Below are 18,237 nucleotides of genomic sequence, written 5' to 3'. Positions count from 1 at the left end.
TCCTTCCGGGTCGAGGATCGGGTCAGGTCGTGGCGAGGGCGCGCGCGCCGGGGGCGAGGAGCGAGCGCTCGAGCGCCCACTCGGCGAGGATCCCGCTCACGGCCTCCCGGCCGGCCGGAGTCAGGGGCGAGCTGGGGGCGCGCACCTCGGCCGAGGCGAGGCCGAGCTGCTCGAGCGCCTCCTTGATGACGCTGACGTTGTCGGCGTTGGTGTTCGCGGCGCGCAGCTCCTCGAAGGCGGCGATGCTGTCGACCATCGTGCGAGCGGCCTCCAGGTCGCCGCGTCGCAGGGCGTCGCGCAGGTCGAGCGACAGGTGGGGGTTCACGGTGACGAGCCCCGAGGTGAAGCCGGTCGCCCCGTGCGCAGCGTAGGACAGGGCGTACGGCTCGGCGAGACCGGCGATCCAGGTGAAGCGCTCGGCTCCCGCCTCCCGCCGCACCTTCGCGAAGTGCACCGGATCGGGCACGGCGTACTTCACGCCGATGACGCTGCAGGCCCGCTCGCCGAGCTCGCGGATCATCCCGCCGTCCACGGTCGCGCTCTTCACGTAGAGGACGATCCCGAGATCGGGCACCGCCGCCGCGATCTCGGCGTGGTAGTCGATCCAGCCGGCGCGCGAGACGTAGGGATGGACGGGCTGGTGGATCATCGCCATCGTCGCGCCGTGCTCCGCGGCGAGCCGCGCGTCGGCGACGGCGGTCGCGACATCGAGACCCACTCCCGCGAGGACCGCCGCGCGGCCGCGGGCGAGCTCGCCGGTGACGACCAGCAGCTCGCGCCGCTCCTCGGGCCGGAGGGCGTAGAACTCGCTGGTGTTCCCGTTGGGAGTGAGGACGCCCACTCCCGCGTCGAGCAGCCGCTCGAGGAGTGCGGCGTAGACGTCGAGCGCCAGCACCCCGTCGCGGAACGGCGTGACGGGGATCGCGACGACGTCCGAGAGGCTCGCCCGTGCGGCGAGCAGCCCGGCGTCGAGCGCGCTCACGACTGCACCTCCAGCTGGGCGAGGGCACGCGTCGCGAAGCTGTCGACGTGCGACTCGACGAGCCGGCGCGCCTCGTCGGCGTCGCCCCGCTCCGCCGCCTCGAGCATCGCGAGGTGCTCGCCCGCCTCGTGCCGCCACGAGATGGAGTTGCGCCACGCGGTGACGGTGATCAGCGCGGTCTGGTCGCGCAGACCGTCGAGGGTCGCGATGAGCAGCGGATTGCCGCAGGCGCTGTAGAGGAGCCGGTGGAAGTCGCGGTTCTCGAGGCTGCGCTCCCCCGCGCCGTCCGCCTCCTGGGCTCGGGTGAGCGCCGCGCGGGCGGGAGCGGTGTCGAAGCCCGCCTCGACCGCACGCTCGACCGCCGCGGGCTCGAGGAGCAGGCGCATGTCGAACACCTGGCGCGCGAGCGCGGCGTCGACGACCCGGACGGAGGCGCCGCGGTACTCGTTCATCGTCACGAGCCCGGCCCCGGCGAGGGTCTTCAGCGCCTCTCTGACCGGTGTCTTGGACATGGCGAAGGTCGAGGCCAGATCGGCTTCGACCAGGGCCTGCCCTGCGGACAGCTCCCCGGCCAGGATCGCGCGGCGCAGCTCCTGCGCGACGAAGGCCGTGCGGGAGAGCGGTGCCTGAGGCGACTGCTTCGGTGCGGTGTTCATGGATTTCCCTTCGACGTCTTCCGCCAGAGTAGCGCATTGTGTCTAATATATGATGTTCCAGCGGCGCCGATGTCGCTCGATGAAAGGAATTCGCAATGATGCGTCTGTCTCCCCGACCCCGACCCCGCGTTCTCGCGGGCCTCGCGCTGCTCCCGATCCTCGCCCTCACCGCCTGCGCGGGAGGAGCCTCCACCGGCGCGACCGGCTCCCCCGACGACCCGATCGTCCTCGAGCTCTGGGACACCGACACCCGCCCCGAGCGGACGGCGAACCTCGAGGAGCTCATCTCGATGTTCGAGGCCGAGAACCCGGGCATCACCGTCGACTACCTCGGCCTGCCGACCGACTCGTACATGCAGAAGATCGGCACCGCCCTCGCGACCGACTCGACTCCGGATCTCCTCACGCCCAAGGCGTCCGACCTGTCCGCCCTGGTCGCGCAGGGCGCCCTCGCGCCGCTCGACGACCGCTTCGAGGAGGGCGGATGGGCGGACCGCATCGACGAGACGATGGTCGCGTCGACGAAGGCCGCGTCACCCGACGGCGCCCTGTACCTCGCTCCCGCCACGAGCCTCGCCGACACCGTCTACTTCCGGAAGGACTGGTTCGAGGAGGCAGGGCTGGACACCCCCGAGACCTGGGACGACTTCTTCGAGGCGGCGCAGACCCTGACCGACGCCGGCTCGGGCCGGTTCGGCTACACGCTGCGCGGCGGCACCGGGTTCTTCTCGCAGTTCGTCGAGATGGTCTACCCGCAGGCCGGGGTGTCGACCTTCTTCGACGAGGACGGCGTGTCCACGCTCGACGACCCGGCCGTGGTCGACGCGGCGCAGAAGTACGTCGACCTCTACCGCGCGACGACCGCCGAGAGCGACCTCACCGCCGACTTCAAGACGATGGTGGCCCAGTTCGGCGCGGGGAGCACGGCGATGCTCAGCCACAGCATCGGCTCCTACCCGACCCTCGTCGCCGCCGTCGGAGCCGACGCGATCGGCGCCGCGGTCCCGTTCCCCGCGGAGGACGGCACGCAGGTCCTGACCGGGCGCATGACGACCGGCTTCGCGATGTTCCAGGCCAGCGAGCACCAGGAGGCGGCCTGGAAGTTCCTCGAGTTCACGATGAGCGAGGAGGGCAACGGGTTCTGGGCGCAGGCCTCCGGCTACATCCCGGGCAACACGGCGGTCGCCGAGCAGGACTGGGTCGCCGAGAACCCGGCCATCGCGGCCGCCGCCGCGGCGAGCGCCTCCCCCGACTCGGTGGTCCTCGACCAGCCGTTCTACCTCCCGGAGTTCACCTCCATCACCGCCTCCGACATGCAGCCGGACTGGCAGCTCGTGCTCCAGGGCAAGCTCCCCGTCGAGGACTTCCTCGGCACCTGGGCCGACGCGCTCACCGAGGCCCAGCAGCGCTATGACGCGGCCACCGACTAGTCGCCCCCTCCGGGCGGGCGCGCCGGTCGCGCCCGCCCCCGATCGCAAGGATCCGACGATGACGACCTCCTCCCCGCCCGTCCCCCGACGGTCCGCCGCCCGACCCGCCGCCCCTCGACGGCGGCGCTCGACGGCCTGGTACCCCTACGCGCTCATCTCCCCCGCCGTCGCCCTGGTCGTGGTGTTCCTCCTCTACCCGGTGCTCAGCGTCTTCTACTACAGCCTGCAGAACTACAACGTGACGCTGCCGATCTACAACGGCTTCGCGGGGCTCGACAACTTCGTCGCCATCTCGCAGGACCCGCTCTTCTGGCGCAGCATCTGGTTCACCGTGCGCTGGGTGGTCGTCGAGGTGGGCCTCCAGTTCGTGTTCGGCCTCGCCCTCGCCCTGCTCATCAACCAGAGCTTCCGCGGACGCGCGATCGTGCGGGCGCTGGTCTTCTCGCCCTGGGCGGTCGCCGGCATCCTCACCACCACGATCTGGCTGCTGATCTACAACCCGTCCACGGGTGTCGGCCGCTACCTCGCCGACCTCGGCATCGGGAGCTACGGCACCTCCCTCCTCGCGAACGAGGACACCACCTTCTGGGCCGTCGTGCTCGCGGAGCTGTGGAAGGGCGCGCCCTTCTTCGCGATCCTGATCCTGGCGGATCTGCAGTCGGTCAACCTCGACCTCTACGAGTCGGCCGAGGTCGACGGTGCCGGCCGCATCCGCAAGTTCGTCTCGATCACCTGGCCGCACATCCGCCAGGCGGTGATCCTCGCGACCCTGTTGCGCGCCATCTGGGAGTTCAACAACGTCGACCTCCTCTACACCCTGACCGGAGGCGGGCCCGCGAGCTCCACGACCACGCTCCCGCTCTACGTCGCCCAGACCGCGATCCACGACCGCGACTTCGGCTACGGATCCGCGCTCACGGTGGTCGCCTTCGTCATCCTGGCGGTCTTCACCGTCGCCTACCTCAGAGTCAGCAAGTTCGGACGGGACCAGTCATGACCACGACACTCGAACGCCCCCTCGCCCCCGCGATCCCCGTCGAGGAGCGGGCGCACCAGCGGAAGGCGAGCCGCCGCCGGATCGGCGAGCGGCTCCTGCTCGGCGGTCCGCTCGCCGTGGCCCTCGTCTTCACGCTCGTGCCGTTCTACTGGATGCTGCTCTTCGCCTTCCGCCCGGCCGGATCGACCTCGCTGCTCCCGTGGCCGCTCACCGTCGACAACTTCGTGACGGTGTGGAACGGCTCCGGCTTCGGGATCTACTTCGTCAACAGCCTCTCGGTCGGAGTGGCCAGCCTCGTCGTCTCCACCCTCATCGGGCTCCTGGGCGGCTACGGTCTGGCGCGGTTCCAGTTCCGCGGCAAGTCGGCCTTCCTGCTGGTGATGCTCTGCACTCAGTTCATCCCCGGGGCGATGATGCTCATCCCCCTGTTCGAGATCTTCAACGGCCTCGGGCTGACGGACTCGCTCTGGAGCCTGATCATCTCGGACACGGTGTTCCACCTCCCGCTCTCGCTGGTCCTGATGTCCGGCTTCATCCGGAACGTGCCGATCGACCTGGAGGAGGCGGCATGGGTCGACGGCTGCGGGCGCGTTCGGGCGTTCTGCCTGATCGTCCTGCCGCTGCTGCGTCCGGGCATCGTCGCGGTCGGGTCGTTCGCCTTCATCAGCGCGTGGAACAACTTCCTCTTCGCGATCATGTTCCTCTCGAGCCAGGACCAGTTCACGATCCCGGTGGGTCTGAGCTACCTCTTGGGCGAGTTCGGGACCGACTTCGGCGCTCTCGCCGCCGGCGGGGTCATCGCGGTGGTCCCCGTGGTCGTCCTGTTCGCCTACGTGCAGAAGTTCCTCGTGCAGGGGCTGAGCGCGGGAGCGGTCAAGGGCTGAGGATCGGGGCCTCCGGTCCGAGCGCACCGCGCGCACCGGAGGCTCCGTGCGGTCGGCCCGTGCACTCGCCCCTCGAGCCCCCCGTCGGCGCCGCGAGGCGGCACCCTATGCTCGGCAGATGACCGACCCGCGTCCCCGTCCCCGGCGCCGTCGATGGCCGGTCCTCCTCGCCGTCCTGGCGGCGGTCCTCGTGTACGCGACGGTCGTGCTGACGTACGCGGGCGGCATCCGGGACTCGAGCGAGGGCTGCGAGACGGTCATCGCGGGCGCCGACCCGGTCACCGTGAAGCTCCAGCCGGCGGAGGTCGACGCGGCCCGCCAGCGGCTCGAGTTCCAGATGACGCTGGTGCCGTCGGAGGGTCTGACCTCCTCCGACGGGTACACGGCCGAGGAGACGATCAGCCTGGTGACCTTCCCGGTCGACGGGCCGAGCGTCCTGACCTTCCCGGCGGGCGAAGTGCTCGACAGCTCCGTGCAGTCGGACTTCGCCGAGGGGACCGTCGAGGAGTGGCCCTTCGACAGCTACCGGGCGGACCTGACGACGTTCGCCTTCCTCGGCGAGGACGATCACGACGACCACGAGCACACCGCGGTGCCCACCCGGGTCTGCATCGACGACTCCGTGCCGGGGTGGCACTTGAACACCGTGACGGCCGCGCAGCCCGGCGACAGCGTCCCCACCGCCGACGGCGATGAAGCGCTGACCTCGGTCATCATCACCGCGACCCGCTCGGCGAGCACGGTCGCGTTCGGGATCGTGCTGCTCGGGATGATGGCGGTCACCCCGGTGCTCGTCCTGTTCGTCGCCATCAGCGCCTACACCGGCCGCCGCAGGGTGGAGGCGACCCTCACCAGCTGGATCGGCGCCATGCTCTTCGCGGTCATCCCGCTGCGGAACTTCCTCCCCGGTTCGCCGCCGGTCGGCTCGTGGATCGACTACCTCGTCGTGCTGTGGGTGATCGCCGGGCTCGTCACCGGACTCGCCATCTACATCGCGGCCTGGAACCGCTGGGGCCATCGCGCGATCCCCCGGCAGCCGGCTCCCGCCCGGTCGGACGAGCTCTAGCCGGATCCGACGACAGGCGGCCCGCGCGCCCCGTGTCGGAGGCCCGCCCTACTGTGAGGGAGTGACAGATCGCATCCTCGTCCTCACCACCGGCGGCACGATCGACAAGGAGTACTCGCTCGCGGGCGAGCTCGTGATCGGCGCGCCGACCATCCCGCGCCTGCTCGAGCCCGTGCTCTCGACGCTCGAGTTCCGGGTGGAGGAGGTGCTCGCGAAGGACAGCCTCGACCTCGACGACGACGATCGCGCCCTCATCCGGCAGCGGGTCCTCGAGGCGGAGGAGGACCGCATCGTCCTCACGCACGGCACCGACACCATGACCGCCACGGCCGAGGCGATCGGGACCGTCCGCGACCGCGTGGTGGTGCTGACCGGAGCGATGCAGCCGGCGCGGATGCGCGACAGCGACGCGTCGTTCAACCTCGGCGCCGCGGTGGCCGCTGTGCAGCTGCTGCCGCCGGGCGTCTACGTCGCGATGAGCGGCCGGGTCCTGCCCGCCGGAGCGGTCGTGAAGGACCGCGCGGCCGGCGTCTTCCTGCCGGCGTAGCAGCCGACCGCCGGCCTGGAGCGCGTCAGTCCGCGGTCGCCCGCGTGCACTCGGCGCAGAGGCCGAACACATCGACGACGTGGTGCGCATCCGTGAAGCCGTGCTGGCCCGCGACGGAGCGCGCCCAGGTCTCGACCTCGTCGGCCGCGATCTCCACGGTCAGCCCGCAGCGCCGGCAGATCAGGTGGTGGTGGTGCGTGCCCGGAGTGCAGGCCCGGTAGAGGCTCTCGCCGTCGGGCGACTGCAGCGAGTCGGCCTCGCCCTCGACCGCGAGGTCGGCGAGCGCGCGGTACACCGTCGCCAGGCCGATCGGCGATCCGGACGCGTGCAGCGCGCTGTGCAGCCCCTGCGCGCTGACGAAGTCGTCGCGCCCGGTCAGCGCCTCGCGCACCGCTTCCCTCTGCCACGTGTTCCGCTTGACCACCGGACCACCTTCCCGTCTCACGACCCGGGCCACGCTATACCCCCGCCCCGGCGAGCGCCGGTGAGCGCCGACGCCGGACTCCCCGCCGCCCGGCGATCCGGCAGACGACGTAGATCGTGAACGAGATCGTCGTCACGTACGGGCTGATCGGCACCGAGCCGCCCAGCGCCAGCAGGATCCCGCCGACCAGCGACCCGACCGCGAAGAGCGTGCTCAGCAGCGGCACGATCACCGGCGACGCCGAGATCCGCAGGGCGGCGGCGGCCGGGGTCACCAGGATCGCGAGCACCAGGAGCGAGCCCACGACCTGCACCGACACGGCCACGGCCAGACCCAGCAGCAGCATGAAGACGATCGAGAGCGCTCGGGTCGGCACTCCGCGGGCCGCCGCCACGTCGGCGTCCACGCTCGCGAAGGTCAGCGGGCGCCAGATCAGCGCGAGGCCGATCACGACGACGACCGAGATCGCGATGAGCCAGCCGAGCTGGGGGTCGTCGACCGCGACGATCTGCCCCGTGAGCAGGCCGAACTTGTTCGCGCTGCGCCCCGGGTAGAGCGCGAGGCAGAGGATCCCGATGCCCAGGCCGAACGGCATGAGCACGGCGATGATCGAATTGCGATCGCGGGCGCGGGAGCCGAGCAGGCCGATCAGCAGCGCCGCGACGAGCGAGCCGACGATCGAGCCCTGCACCACGCCGATCCCGAGCAGCAGGCCCGCGGAGGCGCCTGCGAAGGACAGCTCGCTGATGCCGTGCACCGCGAAGGCCATGTCCCGCGACATCACGAAGACGCCGATCAGCCCGCCGACCACGCCGAGGACGGCGCCGGCGATGACCGAGTTCCGCAGCAGCGCCAGCAGGGCTCCGTAGTCCGAGAAGTCGAAGATCTGCGACCAGACGTCGTCCATCAGGCGCGCTCCTCCGGGGTGTCGTGGCGGTGCTCGCGCCGGCGCTCGGATTCGTGCCGGTGCTCCGATCCGTGCCGGCGCTCCGCCTCGTGCTCGTGCACGTGCGAGTGGTCGGGGGCGCCGACCACGATGATCCGGCCGCGGGCGCGGATCACGTCGACGGGCGCGTCGTACAGGTCGCTCAGGACCTCCGAGCGCAGCACCTCGTCGGGCGTGCCGATGCGGAACCGGCCGCCGGCGAGGTACAGCACGCGGTCGACCATCCGCAGCACCGGATTCACGTCGTGCGTCACGAAGAGGACGCCGAGGTCGCGCTCGCGCCGGTGCCGGTCGATCAGCTCGCTGACCGCGCGCTGGTGCGCGAGGTCGAGGGCGATCAGAGGCTCGTCGCAGAGCAGGAGCGCCGGGTCGCCCGCGAGGGCCTGGCCGACGCGGACGCGCTGCTGCTCGCCTCCGGACAGGCTGCCGAGCGGGGCGTCGGCGTAGTCGGTCGCCCCGACGGCGGCGAGCAGGGCGTCGACCTGCTCGCGGCGGGCGCGAGAAGGCAGCGGCAATCCGAATCGGTGGCCGTCGATCCCGAGCCCGATGAGGTCGCGGGCGCGCAGCGGAGTGCCGTCGTCGGCGAGCTTCTGCTGAGGGATGTAGCCGATGCGGCGGTTGCCGCGGTGCACGGGCGCGCCGAGCACCTGCAGCTCGCCCGTGCTCAACGGCTGCTGACCCAGGACCGCCTTCAGCAGGCTGGTCTTGCCGGATCCGTTCGCGCCGAGCACGGCGACGAACTCGCCCGCCTCCACGTCGAGGTCGACTCCGCCCCACAGCTCACGCGAGCCGAAGCGGAGGCCGGCGCCGCGCATCCGCAGCACGGCCGGAGACGCCGGAAGGCCCGCCTCCGGGGAGGCGGGCCGATCGATCGGGGACGGAGGCGTCACGACGAGAGCGCCCCCTCGACGGCGTCGAGGTTCGCGGTCATCCAACCGACGTAATCGTCGCCGTCGGGCAGGGTCTCGGTGACGGCGACCTCGGGGATCCCCGCCGACTCCGCGGCCTCGAGCACCGCCTCGGTCTGCGCGTCGGAGGTCTGCGCGTTGTAGACGAGGGCGTCGACGGCGCCGTCCGAGAACAGCGCGAGCGTCTCCTGCAGCAGCGTGGCGGGCACGTCGGTGCCCTCCTCGATCGCCTCGCTGAACTCCTCCGGAGTCGCGTCGACGAGGCCGAGCGCCTCGGTCATGTACAGCGGCACCGGCTCCGTGATCGCGATGGAGCGGCCCTCGAGGGTGCCCTTGAGCTCCTGCTCGCGCTCGATCAGCGCGTCGAGGTCGGCGGCGAGCGCCTCGGCGTTGGCGGAGTAGGTCGACGCGTTGTCGGGGTCGATGCTCGAGAGCTCGTCGGCGATCCCGGTCGCGACGTCGCGGGCGACGGCGAGGTCGTACCAGACGTGCTCGTTGTAGGCGGCGTGATCGTGGCCGTCCTCGTCCGAGTGACCCTCCTCCTCGGCGCCCTCCTCGTCGGAGTGCTCCTCCTCGTGCGCGTGCTCGTCCTCGAGACCGGCGACGACGGTCGCCGTGACGACGGGCGCCTCGGAGCCGGACGCGTCGATCATCGTGTCGATGAAGGGGTCGTAGCCGCCGCCGTTCTCGATCACGAGCTGCGCGTCCGAGACGGCGAGCTGGTCGCGCGCCGTGGCCTCGTACTCGTGCGGGTCCTTCTCCGGGCTGTCGATGATGCTCGTGACCTCGACGAGGTCACCGCCGACGCTCTGCGCGAGGTCGCCGTACACGTTCGTCGACGCGACGATCGAGACGAGGCCGGAGTCGTCGCTCGCCGAGCCGGAGCCGGAGCAGGCCGAGAGGGCGAGGGCCGCGGCGCCGACGAGGGCGGCAGCGGAGAGGGTGCGGGTACGGGTCGTCACGGAGAGCCAATCTGAGTCCGGAGTCGGACGGTCGGGGTGACTTCACGGTAGCGGCTATTGATAACGATTGTCAAAATCGGCAGCGCATCGATTCATCACGGCCGCTCCACCGCCCGCGACGACACCCGGAGTCACACGCCGTCACTGCCCGACGCACGCGGTGCATCCGCCGCGCCCGGCTGCGAGAGTCGCCGCACCGTTCGAGAGAGGACCACCGTGAGCACCGCATCCGCCCCCACGCCCACCGGCACCACCACCCCGCCCACCGGCCACGAGCCCGCCGCGCGCGCCACCGCGCTGGGCGACCCGCTCACCGACCGCTGGTCCGGCGCCCCGCGCCCCGCCTCCCCTGCGGAGTGGATCGCCCGCGCCGACGAGGTCGCCTCGGTCCTCGCCGTCGACGCCCTCGAGCGCGACCGCGCCGGAGCCGCGCCCTTCACCGAGGTCGCCCTGCTCAAGAACGCCGGGCTCGTCACCCTGCTCGGCCCGCGCGAGCACGGCGGCGGCGGCCAGGAGTGGACCACCGCGCTGCGCGTGATCCGCACCGTCGCCCGCGCCGACGGCTCGATCGGTCAGCTGCTCGGCTACCACTACCTCTGGGCGTGGGCGGCGCGACTCGTCGGCACCCCCGAGCAGATCGCGGCCGTCGAGCAGCTCGCCACCGAGGGGAACCTGCTCTACGGCGGCGCCGTGAACCCGCGCGACTCCGACCTCTCGATCCGCGAGGAGGGCGACGAGCTCGTCTTCTCGGGCCGCAAGTCGTTCTCGACGGGAGGCGTGGTCAGCGACCTGACGGTGCTCGAGGGGATCCTCGAGGGCACGGACACGCACGTCTTCGCGATCGTCCCGACCGCGCAGGACGGCATCGTCTTCGGCCGCGACTGGGACAGCCTCGGCCAGCGGCTCACGGAGTCGGGCTCGGTCGAGATCCGCGACGTGCGCGTGCCGTGGGCCGCCGCCGCCGGCTTCGTCGACCGCGAGTTCCAGCCGCTCGTCTACAACTCGCTGAACGTGCCGACGATCCAGCAGGTGTTCGCCGAGTTCTACGTCGGCATCGCGCAGGGCGCCCTCGAGCACGCCGCGCGCTACACGCGAGAGCGCACCCGCGCCTGGCCGTTCGGCGGAGACGACAAGGAGCGCGCGACCGACGAGTGGTACCTCCTCGAGGGGTACGGCGATCTGCAGGCGAAGCTGTGGGCGGCCGAAGCGCTGATCGACGCGACCGGAGCCGAGCTGTCGGCCGTGCTGCACGCCCCGCGCGAGGAGCTCACTCCCCGCCGCCGCGGCGAGATCGCCGTGCGCATCGCGGCGGCCAAGGCCCGCATCGTCGAGGACGGACTCGAGACGGCGACCCGCGTCTTCGAGCTGACCGGCGCCCGCGCGAGCGCGAACACGGTCGGACTCGACATCTACTGGAGGAACCTCCGCACCCACTCGCTGCACGATCCGATCGCGTACAAGCGACGCGAGGTGGGCGTCTTCGCCCTGCTGGGCGACGTGCCCGAGCCCTCCTGGTACACCTGATCGCCGTCGGCCCCGGTTCCGGCGAGCCGGGGCCGGCTCAGATCAGGCCGTGACGGAGGAACGCCGTCCGCACGCCGTCCTCGTGCACCGACGTCGTCACGTCGTCGGCGATCGCGAGGACGTCGTCGGTGGCGTTGCCCATCGCGATCCCGAGCCCGGCGGCGGTGATCATCTCGACGTCGTTCGAGCTGTCCCCGATCGCCACGGTGTCCTCGACCGCCCGCCTCAGCCGCTCGGCGAGCGCGAGGAGCGCCGCGCCCTTGTCGACGCCGGGCAGGCTCACCTCGCCGCCCGCGTGCCCGAGGTACGGGATGGTGCCGGTGACCACGTGGAAGCGCTCGCCCAGGCCGTCGCGCACCACCGCGAAGGTGTCGTCGTGGTCGCCGAAGAACGTCGCCTTCGCGATCCCCTCGGTCGGCACGGGTCCGCGCGGCGTCTCGACGACCGGCTCCACCGTCTCGCCCCGCCGCGCGTGCAGCTCGGCGACCCGCGCCGCGAGCCCGCCGCTCGTGAACACGGCGTCGTGCGCCTGCAGCGTGTACTCGATCCGGTGCGCCTCGAAGAAGTCGACGATCTCGCGCACCGCGTCCGCCGGCATCGTGCTCCGCGAGACGAGCTCGCCGTCGAGCTCGACGAAGCCGCCGGCGGCCGAGACCACTCCGTCGAAGCCGAGGGCGAGCACCTGCTGCGGGATCTCGGGACGCGAGCGGCCGGTCGCGAGCAGCACCAGGTGGCCGTTGCGGCGGGCGCCCACGACGGCCTCGGCGGCCGAGGGCGCGACGACGCCGCCGTCCATCAGCGTGCCGTCGATGTCGAGCAGGATCAGGCGGGAGCGGGTCACCCGCGGAGCCTACCGAGCCCGGGAGAACGCCCCCCTCCCGAGCACGCGGATCTCGATATGCCCGCTCCGCGGCCTACTCGATCAGCAGGCAGGTCCGCCCCCCTCTGCGGCCTACTCGATCAGCAGGCAGGTCCGCCCCCTCTGCTGGTCGAGTAGCCCCGCAGGGGCGTATCGAGACCCACCACCACCGGACACCGCGGATCTCGATACGGCCGCTCTGCGGCCTACTCGATCAGCAGGGCTGGTCGCCCTGCACAGCCGGGCAGCTCGCTCCCCCGTCACCCGAGCACCCGCGGCGCGCGGTACTCCCACTCCCGGTCCTCGTCGCCGATGGCCCGCAGCACGCGCGCCGGCACTCCTCCGACGACGACCAGCGGAGGCACGCTCGCCGTCACGACCGCACCCGCGGCCACGACGGAGCCCGCGCCGACCACGACGCCCGGCAGCAGGATCGCGCCCGCCCCGATCCACACGTCGTCCTCGATCACGACCGGCGCCGAGAACTGGGTGCCGTCGCGGCGCAGCTCGGGGTGGACCGGGTGCCCGGTCGTGCTGATGGTGACGTTCGGGGCGATCATCACCCGGTCCCCGATCACCACCTCGACGTCGTCGACGAGCGTCAGACCGAAGTTCACGTAGACGTTCTCGCCCAGCTGCACCCGGTTGCCGTAGGCGACGTGCAGCGGAGGCTCGACCCAGACGCCCTCGCCGACCGACTCGAAGAGCTCGTGCAGCAGCCGGCGGCGCTCGACACCCTCGCGCGGCCCGGTCGCGTTGTACGCGTGCGCGAGCTCCTTGCCGCGGATCCGCTCCTCCTCGAGCGCCGCGAGCCCCTCGCCCGCATCGGTGTACAGCTCGTGGGCGTCCATCCGCCGGCGGACCTCGTGCTCGCGCGCGTCCATCGCGCCCCCTCTCGTCGAGTCTCCAGCGTGCCGGACCCGCCCTCCGCCGCCCGGCCGCGACACGACCGCGCCGCCTCCGCCCCGCTCGAGGTCCGCACTCGCCGCGACACCGTGTCCCGCGAGAACAGGACGCCGCGGGACGCGCGGTGGTACAACGTTGTAGGTTGGGCGCACCCCCGAGCGGAGGAGGACCGATGGCGGTCACGTTGCACGACGTCGCGCGTGCGTCCGGAGTGTCGATCAAGACGGTCTCGAACGTCATCAACGACTATCCGCACATCCGTCCGGCCACCCGCGAGAAGGTCGAGGCCGCGATCGCGGAGCTCGGCTACAGCCCCAACCTCTCGGCGCGGAGCCTGCGCAGGGGCCGCACCGGAGTGATCGGCCTCGCGCTCCCCGAGCTCAGCCTCGCCTATTTCGCCGAGCTCGCCGACAGCGTGATGCGCGCCGCCGACCGCCGCGGGCTCACGGTGCTGATCGAGCAGACCGGAGCCGATCCCGCCCGCGAGCGCAGCGTCCTCAGCTCTCCGCGCCGCCAGCTGACGGACGGCCTCCTCTTCAGCCCGCTCGGCATCGACATGGCCGACGAGCCCGCCCTCGCCGTCGACTACCCGCTCGTCCTGCTCGGCGAGCGCATCTTCACCGAGCGCGTCGACCACGTCACGATGCAGAACGTCGAGGCGGCCCGCGCGGCGACGGAGCACCTGCTCGAGAGCGGCCGCCGGCGCATCGTCGCGCTCGGCGCGCACGCCGGCGAGGAGGTCGGCTCGGCCGTGCTCCGCACCCGCGGCTACGAGCAGGCGCTGGAGGCGGCGGGCGTGCCCTACGACGAACGGCTGATCGGCTACTCCGGCCCCTGGCACCGGGCCAACGGCGCGGTCGCGATGCGCGGCATCATCGAGTCGGGCGTCGACTTCGACGCCGTCTTCGCGTTCAACGACACCCTCGCGCTCGGCGCGATCCGCACCCTCCAGGACGCGGGCCGGCACGTGCCCGGCGACGTCGTGGTGATCGGCTTCGACGACATCGACGAGTCGCGCTACTCGGTCCCGAGCCTGTCCTCGATCGACCCGGGGCGGGAGGAGATCGCGCAGACCGCCGTCGACGTGCTGAAGGCGCGCATCGACGGCACCGAGACGGGTCCGCACCGACTGCGCACCGCGGCGTTCTCGGTGGTGGCGCGGGAGTCGAGCGCTCCCGTCTGAGCGCTCAGCCGCAGTCGCAGATCTCGCGGCGGATCCACTCCCCCGCGTCGCCGACCGGCAGGCGTCCGCGCCGCAGCAGCCGACTCCACTCCACGGCCCGCCGGGTGAGCCGGTCGTCGGCGCTGCCCGCGGCGTCGCCGCCGACCGTGCGCAGGAGCAGGTGCGCGAGCGGACCGCCGAGGTGGAGCGTCGCTCCGGCCACGCCCGCGAAGTGGCGCGCCTGCCCGCGGGTGTCGTCGTCGTACGGCTCGGCGAAGCCGCGGCCGCGGATCCGGTTGCGTCCGCCGCTCAGCAGATCGAGTGGCCCGAGGAACCCGCCCCGGATGCCGGCGATGTCGCGCGCCACCGCGCGGATCAGGGCCCTGGGCGGCGGATCGGAGGCGGCGAGCGCCTCCACCCGGTCGGCGAGGAGGCGGCACGCGTCGATCGTTCCCACCCGCCCAGTCCAGCACGGCCGGCTGGGCGGACACCGCTCGGGCCGCTCGGCGAGCCGCTCTTGACAGCGCCGCGGCGACTCCGCATCATCGTCTCTACAACGTTGTCTCCATCGTTGTAGAAACGTCGGGGACACGCTGCAGAACCTCCCCGCTCCCGCGTGGAACCCTCCTCAGGCCGACGACGGCCGCATCCGAAAGGAAACGCAATGACGCGTCATTCGAAGAGACTGCTGGCTGCGGGGGTGGCCGTCGCGGCTTCCGCCGCTGCTCTCACGGGCTGCTCCGCCGGGAGCGACGCCGCCAACTGCGAGAACACGATCGTGAACGAGGACGCGAAGGTCGTCACGATGTGGGCCTGGTACCCCGAGTTCGAGGGCGTGGTCGACCTGTTCAACAACAGCCACGACGACGTCCAGATCTGCTGGAGCAACGCCGGCGCCGGCAACGACGAGTACACCAAGCTCACCACCGCCGTGCAGGCCGGCTCGGGTGCCCCCGACGTCGTCATGCTCGAGAGCGAGGTCGTGCAGAGCTACATCCCGCAGGACGCCCTCGTCGACCTGAACGAGTACGGCGCGTCCGACGTGCAGCAGAACTACTCCGAGGGCGCCTGGGCCGACGTCTCCAGCGGCGACGCCACCTACGCGATCCCGGTCGACGGCGGTCCCGTCGGCATGCTCTACCGCCAGGACATCCTCGACGAGTACGGCATCCCCGTCCCCACCACGTGGGAGGAGTACGCGGCCGCCGCGCAGGCGCTCAAGGACGCCGGCTCCAGCACCCTGATGACCGACTACGCGGGCAACGGCCGCGCGTACCAGCAAGCGCTCTTCGCGCAGGCCGGCTCCGTGCCCTACACCGTCGACGGCACCGACGTCACGGTCGACCTCGACGACGAGGCCAGCGCCAAGGTCATGAACTACTGGAACGACCTCGTCACCAAGGGCCTCGTCGGCACCGAGGACAGCTCGACCACCGACTACAACACGCACCTCGTCGACGGCACCTACGCCTCCGTGATCGCCGCCGCCTGGCTGCCCGGCTACCTGCAGGGCTTCGAGGGCGCGGACCCCGACGCCGTGTGGCGCGCCGCTCCGGTCCCCCAGTGGGAGGGCGAGGAGCCGACCCAGATCAACATCGGCGGATCCGCGTTCGCGGTGACCGAGCAGGCCGAGGACAAGGAGGCGGCGGCCCTCGTCGCCAAGGAGATCTTCGGCACCGAGGAGGCCTGGAAGATCGGCATCGAGAAGGGCGCGCTGTTCCCGCTCTGGAAGCCGATCCTCGAATCCGACTACTTCGCGGACCTCGAGTACGACTTCTTCGGCGGTCAGCAGATCAACAAGGATGTCTTCCTCACCGCCGCGACCGAGTACCAGGGCTTCCAGGTCTCGCCGTTCCAGAACTTCGCCTACGACAAGCTCACCGAGGCCGTGAACGCGGTCAACAGCGGCGAGTCCAGCGTCGAGGACGCCCTCGCGACCTACCAGACCGCGGTCAGCGACTACGCCGCCGGTCAGGGCTACACGGTCGGTTGACGACCGGCGGCCGCCGTCCGCGAGGGCGGCGGCCGCCCCGTCCCGTCTCGAAGGAGCACCATGTCGAACCTCGTCGTCCCCGCGCCCGCCGCCACCGCCGAACGCCGCACGAAGAAGCCCCGCACCGGAGTCGTCGCCTCGCGCCGCGCCCGCTGGGGCTGGGTCTTCGTCGCCCCCTTCGGCGTCTTCCTCGTGGTCTTCCTGATCACGCCCCTGATCTACTCGTTCATCCTGAGCCTGCAGAACAAGACCGTCGCCACCGGCACCGAGTGGGTCTGGTTCGCGAACTACGCCAAGGCGTTCTCGGACCCCCTCTTCCTCGAGGGCGTCTGGCTCGTCGTCCGGTTCGCGTTCATCCTGATCCCGATCCAGATGCTGGTCTCGCTGATCGCCGCGCTGATGCTGGACGCGCTCACCTCGCGGTTCTCGCGCTTCGCCCGGCTGATGATCTTCGTGCCCTACGCGGTGCCGGCCGTCATCGGCGCGCTGATGTGGGGCTTCCTCTACAGCCCGTCGTTCGGCCCCGCCTCGGAGGTGTTCGGCTGGTTCGGCCTCGACGCTCCGAACCTGCTCGGCAAGGAGTCGATCTTCGGCAGCCTCGTCAACGTCGTCACCTGGCAGTGGGCGGGCTACTACATGATCATCATCTACGCGGCACTGCAGGGCATCGACCCCGCCGTGTACGAGGCCGCCCGCCTCGACGGTGCGAGCGCGATCCAGACGGCGCTGCGGATCAAGATCCCGATGATCTCCTCCTCGATGGTGCTGATCCTCGTCTTCGCCCTCATCGGCACGCTCCAGTTCTTCACCGAGCCGCAGATCCTGCGCTCGCTGGCGTCCGGCTCGATCGACGCGTCCTACACGCCGAACATCTATGCCTACACGCTCGCCTTCTCCTACAACCAGTTCAACTACGCCTCCGCGATCTCGTTCGCGCTGGGCCTGGTGGTGTTCGTCGGGTCGTACCTGTTCCTGGCGGCCACGAAGAAGCGGAACGGACTCTCATGAGCACCCTCGAACTCGCCCCCAAGCGCGACCGCGTGCAGCGCCGCGACGACGCCGTCCGCGCCCGCAGCCGCCGCGGCGGACGCCAGCTGCTCCCCCACGTGATCCTGCTCGCCTTCGTCGTGTACTTCGCCCTGCCGTTCTGGTGGCTCGTGGTGGCGTCGACGAAGGACCAGGTCGGCCTCTTCTCCGGGACCGTCAGCCCACTCTGGTTCGGCGACTCCTTCGAGTTCTTCACGAACATCGGCTCGCTGTTCACCTACTCGAACGGGCTCTACTGGAAGTGGCTCGGCAACTCGTTCCTCTACGCCTTCGTCGGCGGTCTCGGAGCGACGGTCCTGTCGGTGCTCGCGGGCTACGGCTTCGCGGCGTACGCGTTCAAGGGCCGCAACGCCTTCTTCTCGCTGGTCCTGGGCTCCGTGATGGTGCCGGCGACGGCCCTGGTCATCCCGCTGTTCGTCATGTTCAGCGCCGCGCAGCTCACCAACACCATGTGGGCGGTCATCCTGCCCTCGATGCTCAACCCGTTCGCGGTCTACCTCATGCGCGTCTACACGCAGGACGCGGTGCCGGAGGAGATGCTCGACGCCGCGCGGATGGACGGGGCGGGCGAGATCACGGTCTTCTTCCGCGTCGCCCTGCCGCTGCTGCGCCCCGCGCTCGTGACGGTGCTGCTGCTGTCGGTCGTGGGAACCTGGAACAACTACTTCCTCCCTCTCGTGATGCTCTCGAACTCGCAGCTCTTCCCCGTCACCGTGGGCCTGGGCACCTGGCAGACCCAGGCGTCGGTCAACACCGGCGGGCAGTCGCTGTGGAACCTCGTGATCGTCGGGGCCCTCATCTCGGTGATCCCGCTGATCGTCTCCTTCCTCACCCTGCAGAAGTACTGGCAGGGCGGGCTGTCCATCGGCTCGGTCAAGTGACCGGCCGCACCCGCGCACCACTCCCCTCCAGAACAGGAGGGGCCCGTCACCGCCTCAGAAAGG

19 protein-coding genes are annotated in these 18,237 nt (G+C 71.2%); 10 read left to right on the top strand and 9 right to left on the bottom strand.

Annotated elements, in window-relative coordinates:
* Positions 1-22: 22 nt before the first annotated feature.
* Both ASF48_RS02795 and ASF48_RS02790 read right to left on the bottom strand, forming a co-directional pair.
* On the bottom strand, positions 23-982 hold the full coding sequence (locus ASF48_RS02795; protein WP_200930956.1) for a dihydrodipicolinate synthase family protein: 960 nt from the start codon (positions 980-982) through the stop codon (positions 23-25).
* Positions 979-1,638: a GntR family transcriptional regulator gene (locus ASF48_RS02790; RefSeq protein WP_055786039.1), complete on the bottom strand. Its 660-nt coding sequence runs from the start codon at positions 1,636-1,638 to the stop codon at positions 979-981. The genes ASF48_RS02795 and ASF48_RS02790 overlap by 4 nt, the downstream gene beginning before the upstream one ends.
* 95 nt (positions 1,639-1,733) lie before the next feature.
* Between ASF48_RS02790 and ASF48_RS02785 the strand changes: the two genes are divergently transcribed.
* From ASF48_RS02785 to ASF48_RS02765, 5 genes are all read left to right on the top strand, one after another.
* Positions 1,734-3,068, top strand: a complete 1,335-nt coding sequence (locus ASF48_RS02785) for an ABC transporter substrate-binding protein (protein WP_055786035.1) — start codon at positions 1,734-1,736, stop codon at positions 3,066-3,068.
* A 58-nt stretch (positions 3,069-3,126) separates the two neighbouring features.
* Complete coding sequence (locus ASF48_RS02780) at positions 3,127-4,065, top strand: carbohydrate ABC transporter permease (RefSeq protein WP_055786032.1); 939 nt, start codon at positions 3,127-3,129, stop codon at positions 4,063-4,065.
* Positions 4,062-4,949, top strand: a complete 888-nt coding sequence (locus ASF48_RS02775) for a carbohydrate ABC transporter permease (RefSeq protein ID WP_055786029.1) — start codon at positions 4,062-4,064, stop codon at positions 4,947-4,949. Before ASF48_RS02780 ends, ASF48_RS02775 begins: the two co-directional genes overlap by 4 nt.
* Positions 4,950-5,067: 118 nt before the next feature.
* On the top strand, positions 5,068-6,015 hold the full coding sequence (locus tag ASF48_RS02770) for a DUF4436 family protein (protein ID WP_055786025.1): 948 nt from the start codon (positions 5,068-5,070) through the stop codon (positions 6,013-6,015).
* Between the two features lie 61 nt (positions 6,016-6,076).
* Positions 6,077-6,562 carry an asparaginase domain-containing protein gene (locus tag ASF48_RS02765; protein ID WP_055786020.1) on the top strand — a complete coding sequence of 162 codons (486 nt, stop codon included), beginning with the start codon at positions 6,077-6,079 and terminating at the stop codon, positions 6,560-6,562.
* A 25-nt stretch (positions 6,563-6,587) separates the two neighbouring features.
* Here the strand turns inward: ASF48_RS02765 and ASF48_RS02760 are convergent, their stop codons facing one another.
* The 4 genes from ASF48_RS02760 to ASF48_RS02745 form a co-directional block, all read right to left on the bottom strand.
* A complete protein-coding gene (locus tag ASF48_RS02760; RefSeq protein ID WP_055786018.1) occupies positions 6,588-6,986 on the bottom strand; it encodes a Fur family transcriptional regulator in 399 nt (132 codons plus the stop codon).
* A gap of 34 nt (positions 6,987-7,020) precedes the next feature.
* Complete coding sequence (locus tag ASF48_RS02755) at positions 7,021-7,893, bottom strand: metal ABC transporter permease (RefSeq protein WP_055786014.1); 873 nt, start codon at positions 7,891-7,893, stop codon at positions 7,021-7,023.
* On the bottom strand, positions 7,893-8,747 hold the full coding sequence (locus ASF48_RS02750) for a metal ABC transporter ATP-binding protein (RefSeq protein WP_082481080.1): 855 nt from the start codon (positions 8,745-8,747) through the stop codon (positions 7,893-7,895). The genes ASF48_RS02755 and ASF48_RS02750 overlap by 1 nt, the downstream gene beginning before the upstream one ends.
* A 71-nt stretch (positions 8,748-8,818) precedes the next feature.
* A complete protein-coding gene (locus ASF48_RS02745) occupies positions 8,819-9,802 on the bottom strand; it encodes a metal ABC transporter solute-binding protein, Zn/Mn family (RefSeq protein WP_055786007.1) in 984 nt (327 codons plus the stop codon).
* Between the two features lie 216 nt (positions 9,803-10,018).
* Here ASF48_RS02745 and ASF48_RS02740 point away from each other — a divergent pair, with 216 nt between their 5' ends.
* On the top strand, positions 10,019-11,326 hold the full coding sequence (locus ASF48_RS02740; protein WP_200930955.1) for an acyl-CoA dehydrogenase family protein: 1,308 nt from the start codon (positions 10,019-10,021) through the stop codon (positions 11,324-11,326).
* A gap of 37 nt (positions 11,327-11,363) precedes the next feature.
* Here the strand turns inward: ASF48_RS02740 and ASF48_RS02735 are convergent, their stop codons facing one another.
* Both ASF48_RS02735 and ASF48_RS02730 read right to left on the bottom strand, forming a co-directional pair.
* Complete coding sequence (locus ASF48_RS02735; RefSeq protein WP_055786005.1) at positions 11,364-12,167, bottom strand: Cof-type HAD-IIB family hydrolase; 804 nt, start codon at positions 12,165-12,167, stop codon at positions 11,364-11,366.
* 278 nt (positions 12,168-12,445) lie between these two features.
* Positions 12,446-13,069 carry a sugar O-acetyltransferase gene (locus tag ASF48_RS02730; protein WP_055786002.1) on the bottom strand — a complete coding sequence of 208 codons (624 nt, stop codon included), beginning with the start codon at positions 13,067-13,069 and terminating at the stop codon, positions 12,446-12,448.
* A gap of 194 nt (positions 13,070-13,263) precedes the next feature.
* Here ASF48_RS02730 and ASF48_RS02725 point away from each other — a divergent pair, with 194 nt between their 5' ends.
* The gene (locus ASF48_RS02725) at positions 13,264-14,274 is read left to right on the top strand and encodes a LacI family DNA-binding transcriptional regulator (protein ID WP_055785998.1); all 1,011 of its coding nucleotides are present in this window, start codon (positions 13,264-13,266) and stop codon (positions 14,272-14,274) included.
* Between the two features lie 4 nt (positions 14,275-14,278).
* On the opposite strand, the gene ASF48_RS02720 is transcribed toward ASF48_RS02725, so the two are convergent.
* Positions 14,279-14,710, bottom strand: coding sequence for a hypothetical protein (locus tag ASF48_RS02720; protein WP_055785995.1), 432 nt, complete (start codon positions 14,708-14,710; stop codon positions 14,279-14,281).
* A gap of 207 nt (positions 14,711-14,917) precedes the next feature.
* Between ASF48_RS02720 and ASF48_RS02715 the strand changes: the two genes are divergently transcribed.
* The 3 genes from ASF48_RS02715 to ASF48_RS02705 are packed head-to-tail and all read left to right on the top strand — an operon-like array spanning position 14,918 to position 18,174.
* Positions 14,918-16,246 carry an ABC transporter substrate-binding protein gene (locus ASF48_RS02715; protein ID WP_082480941.1) on the top strand — a complete coding sequence of 443 codons (1,329 nt, stop codon included), beginning with the start codon at positions 14,918-14,920 and terminating at the stop codon, positions 16,244-16,246.
* A gap of 60 nt (positions 16,247-16,306) precedes the next feature.
* A complete protein-coding gene (locus tag ASF48_RS02710; protein WP_055785988.1) occupies positions 16,307-17,254 on the top strand; it encodes a carbohydrate ABC transporter permease in 948 nt (315 codons plus the stop codon).
* Positions 17,251-18,174, top strand: coding sequence for a carbohydrate ABC transporter permease (locus tag ASF48_RS02705; protein WP_082480940.1), 924 nt, complete (start codon positions 17,251-17,253; stop codon positions 18,172-18,174). The genes ASF48_RS02710 and ASF48_RS02705 overlap by 4 nt, the downstream gene beginning before the upstream one ends.
* Positions 18,175-18,237 lie beyond the last annotated feature (63 nt).

This window comes from Rathayibacter sp. Leaf299 (genome assembly GCF_001423055.1).
GTDB lineage: Bacteria > Actinomycetota > Actinomycetes > Actinomycetales > Microbacteriaceae > Rathayibacter > Rathayibacter caricis.
The sequence above is the reverse complement of the archived record's forward strand: the minus strand, read 5'-3'. Positions and strand labels throughout refer to the sequence as shown.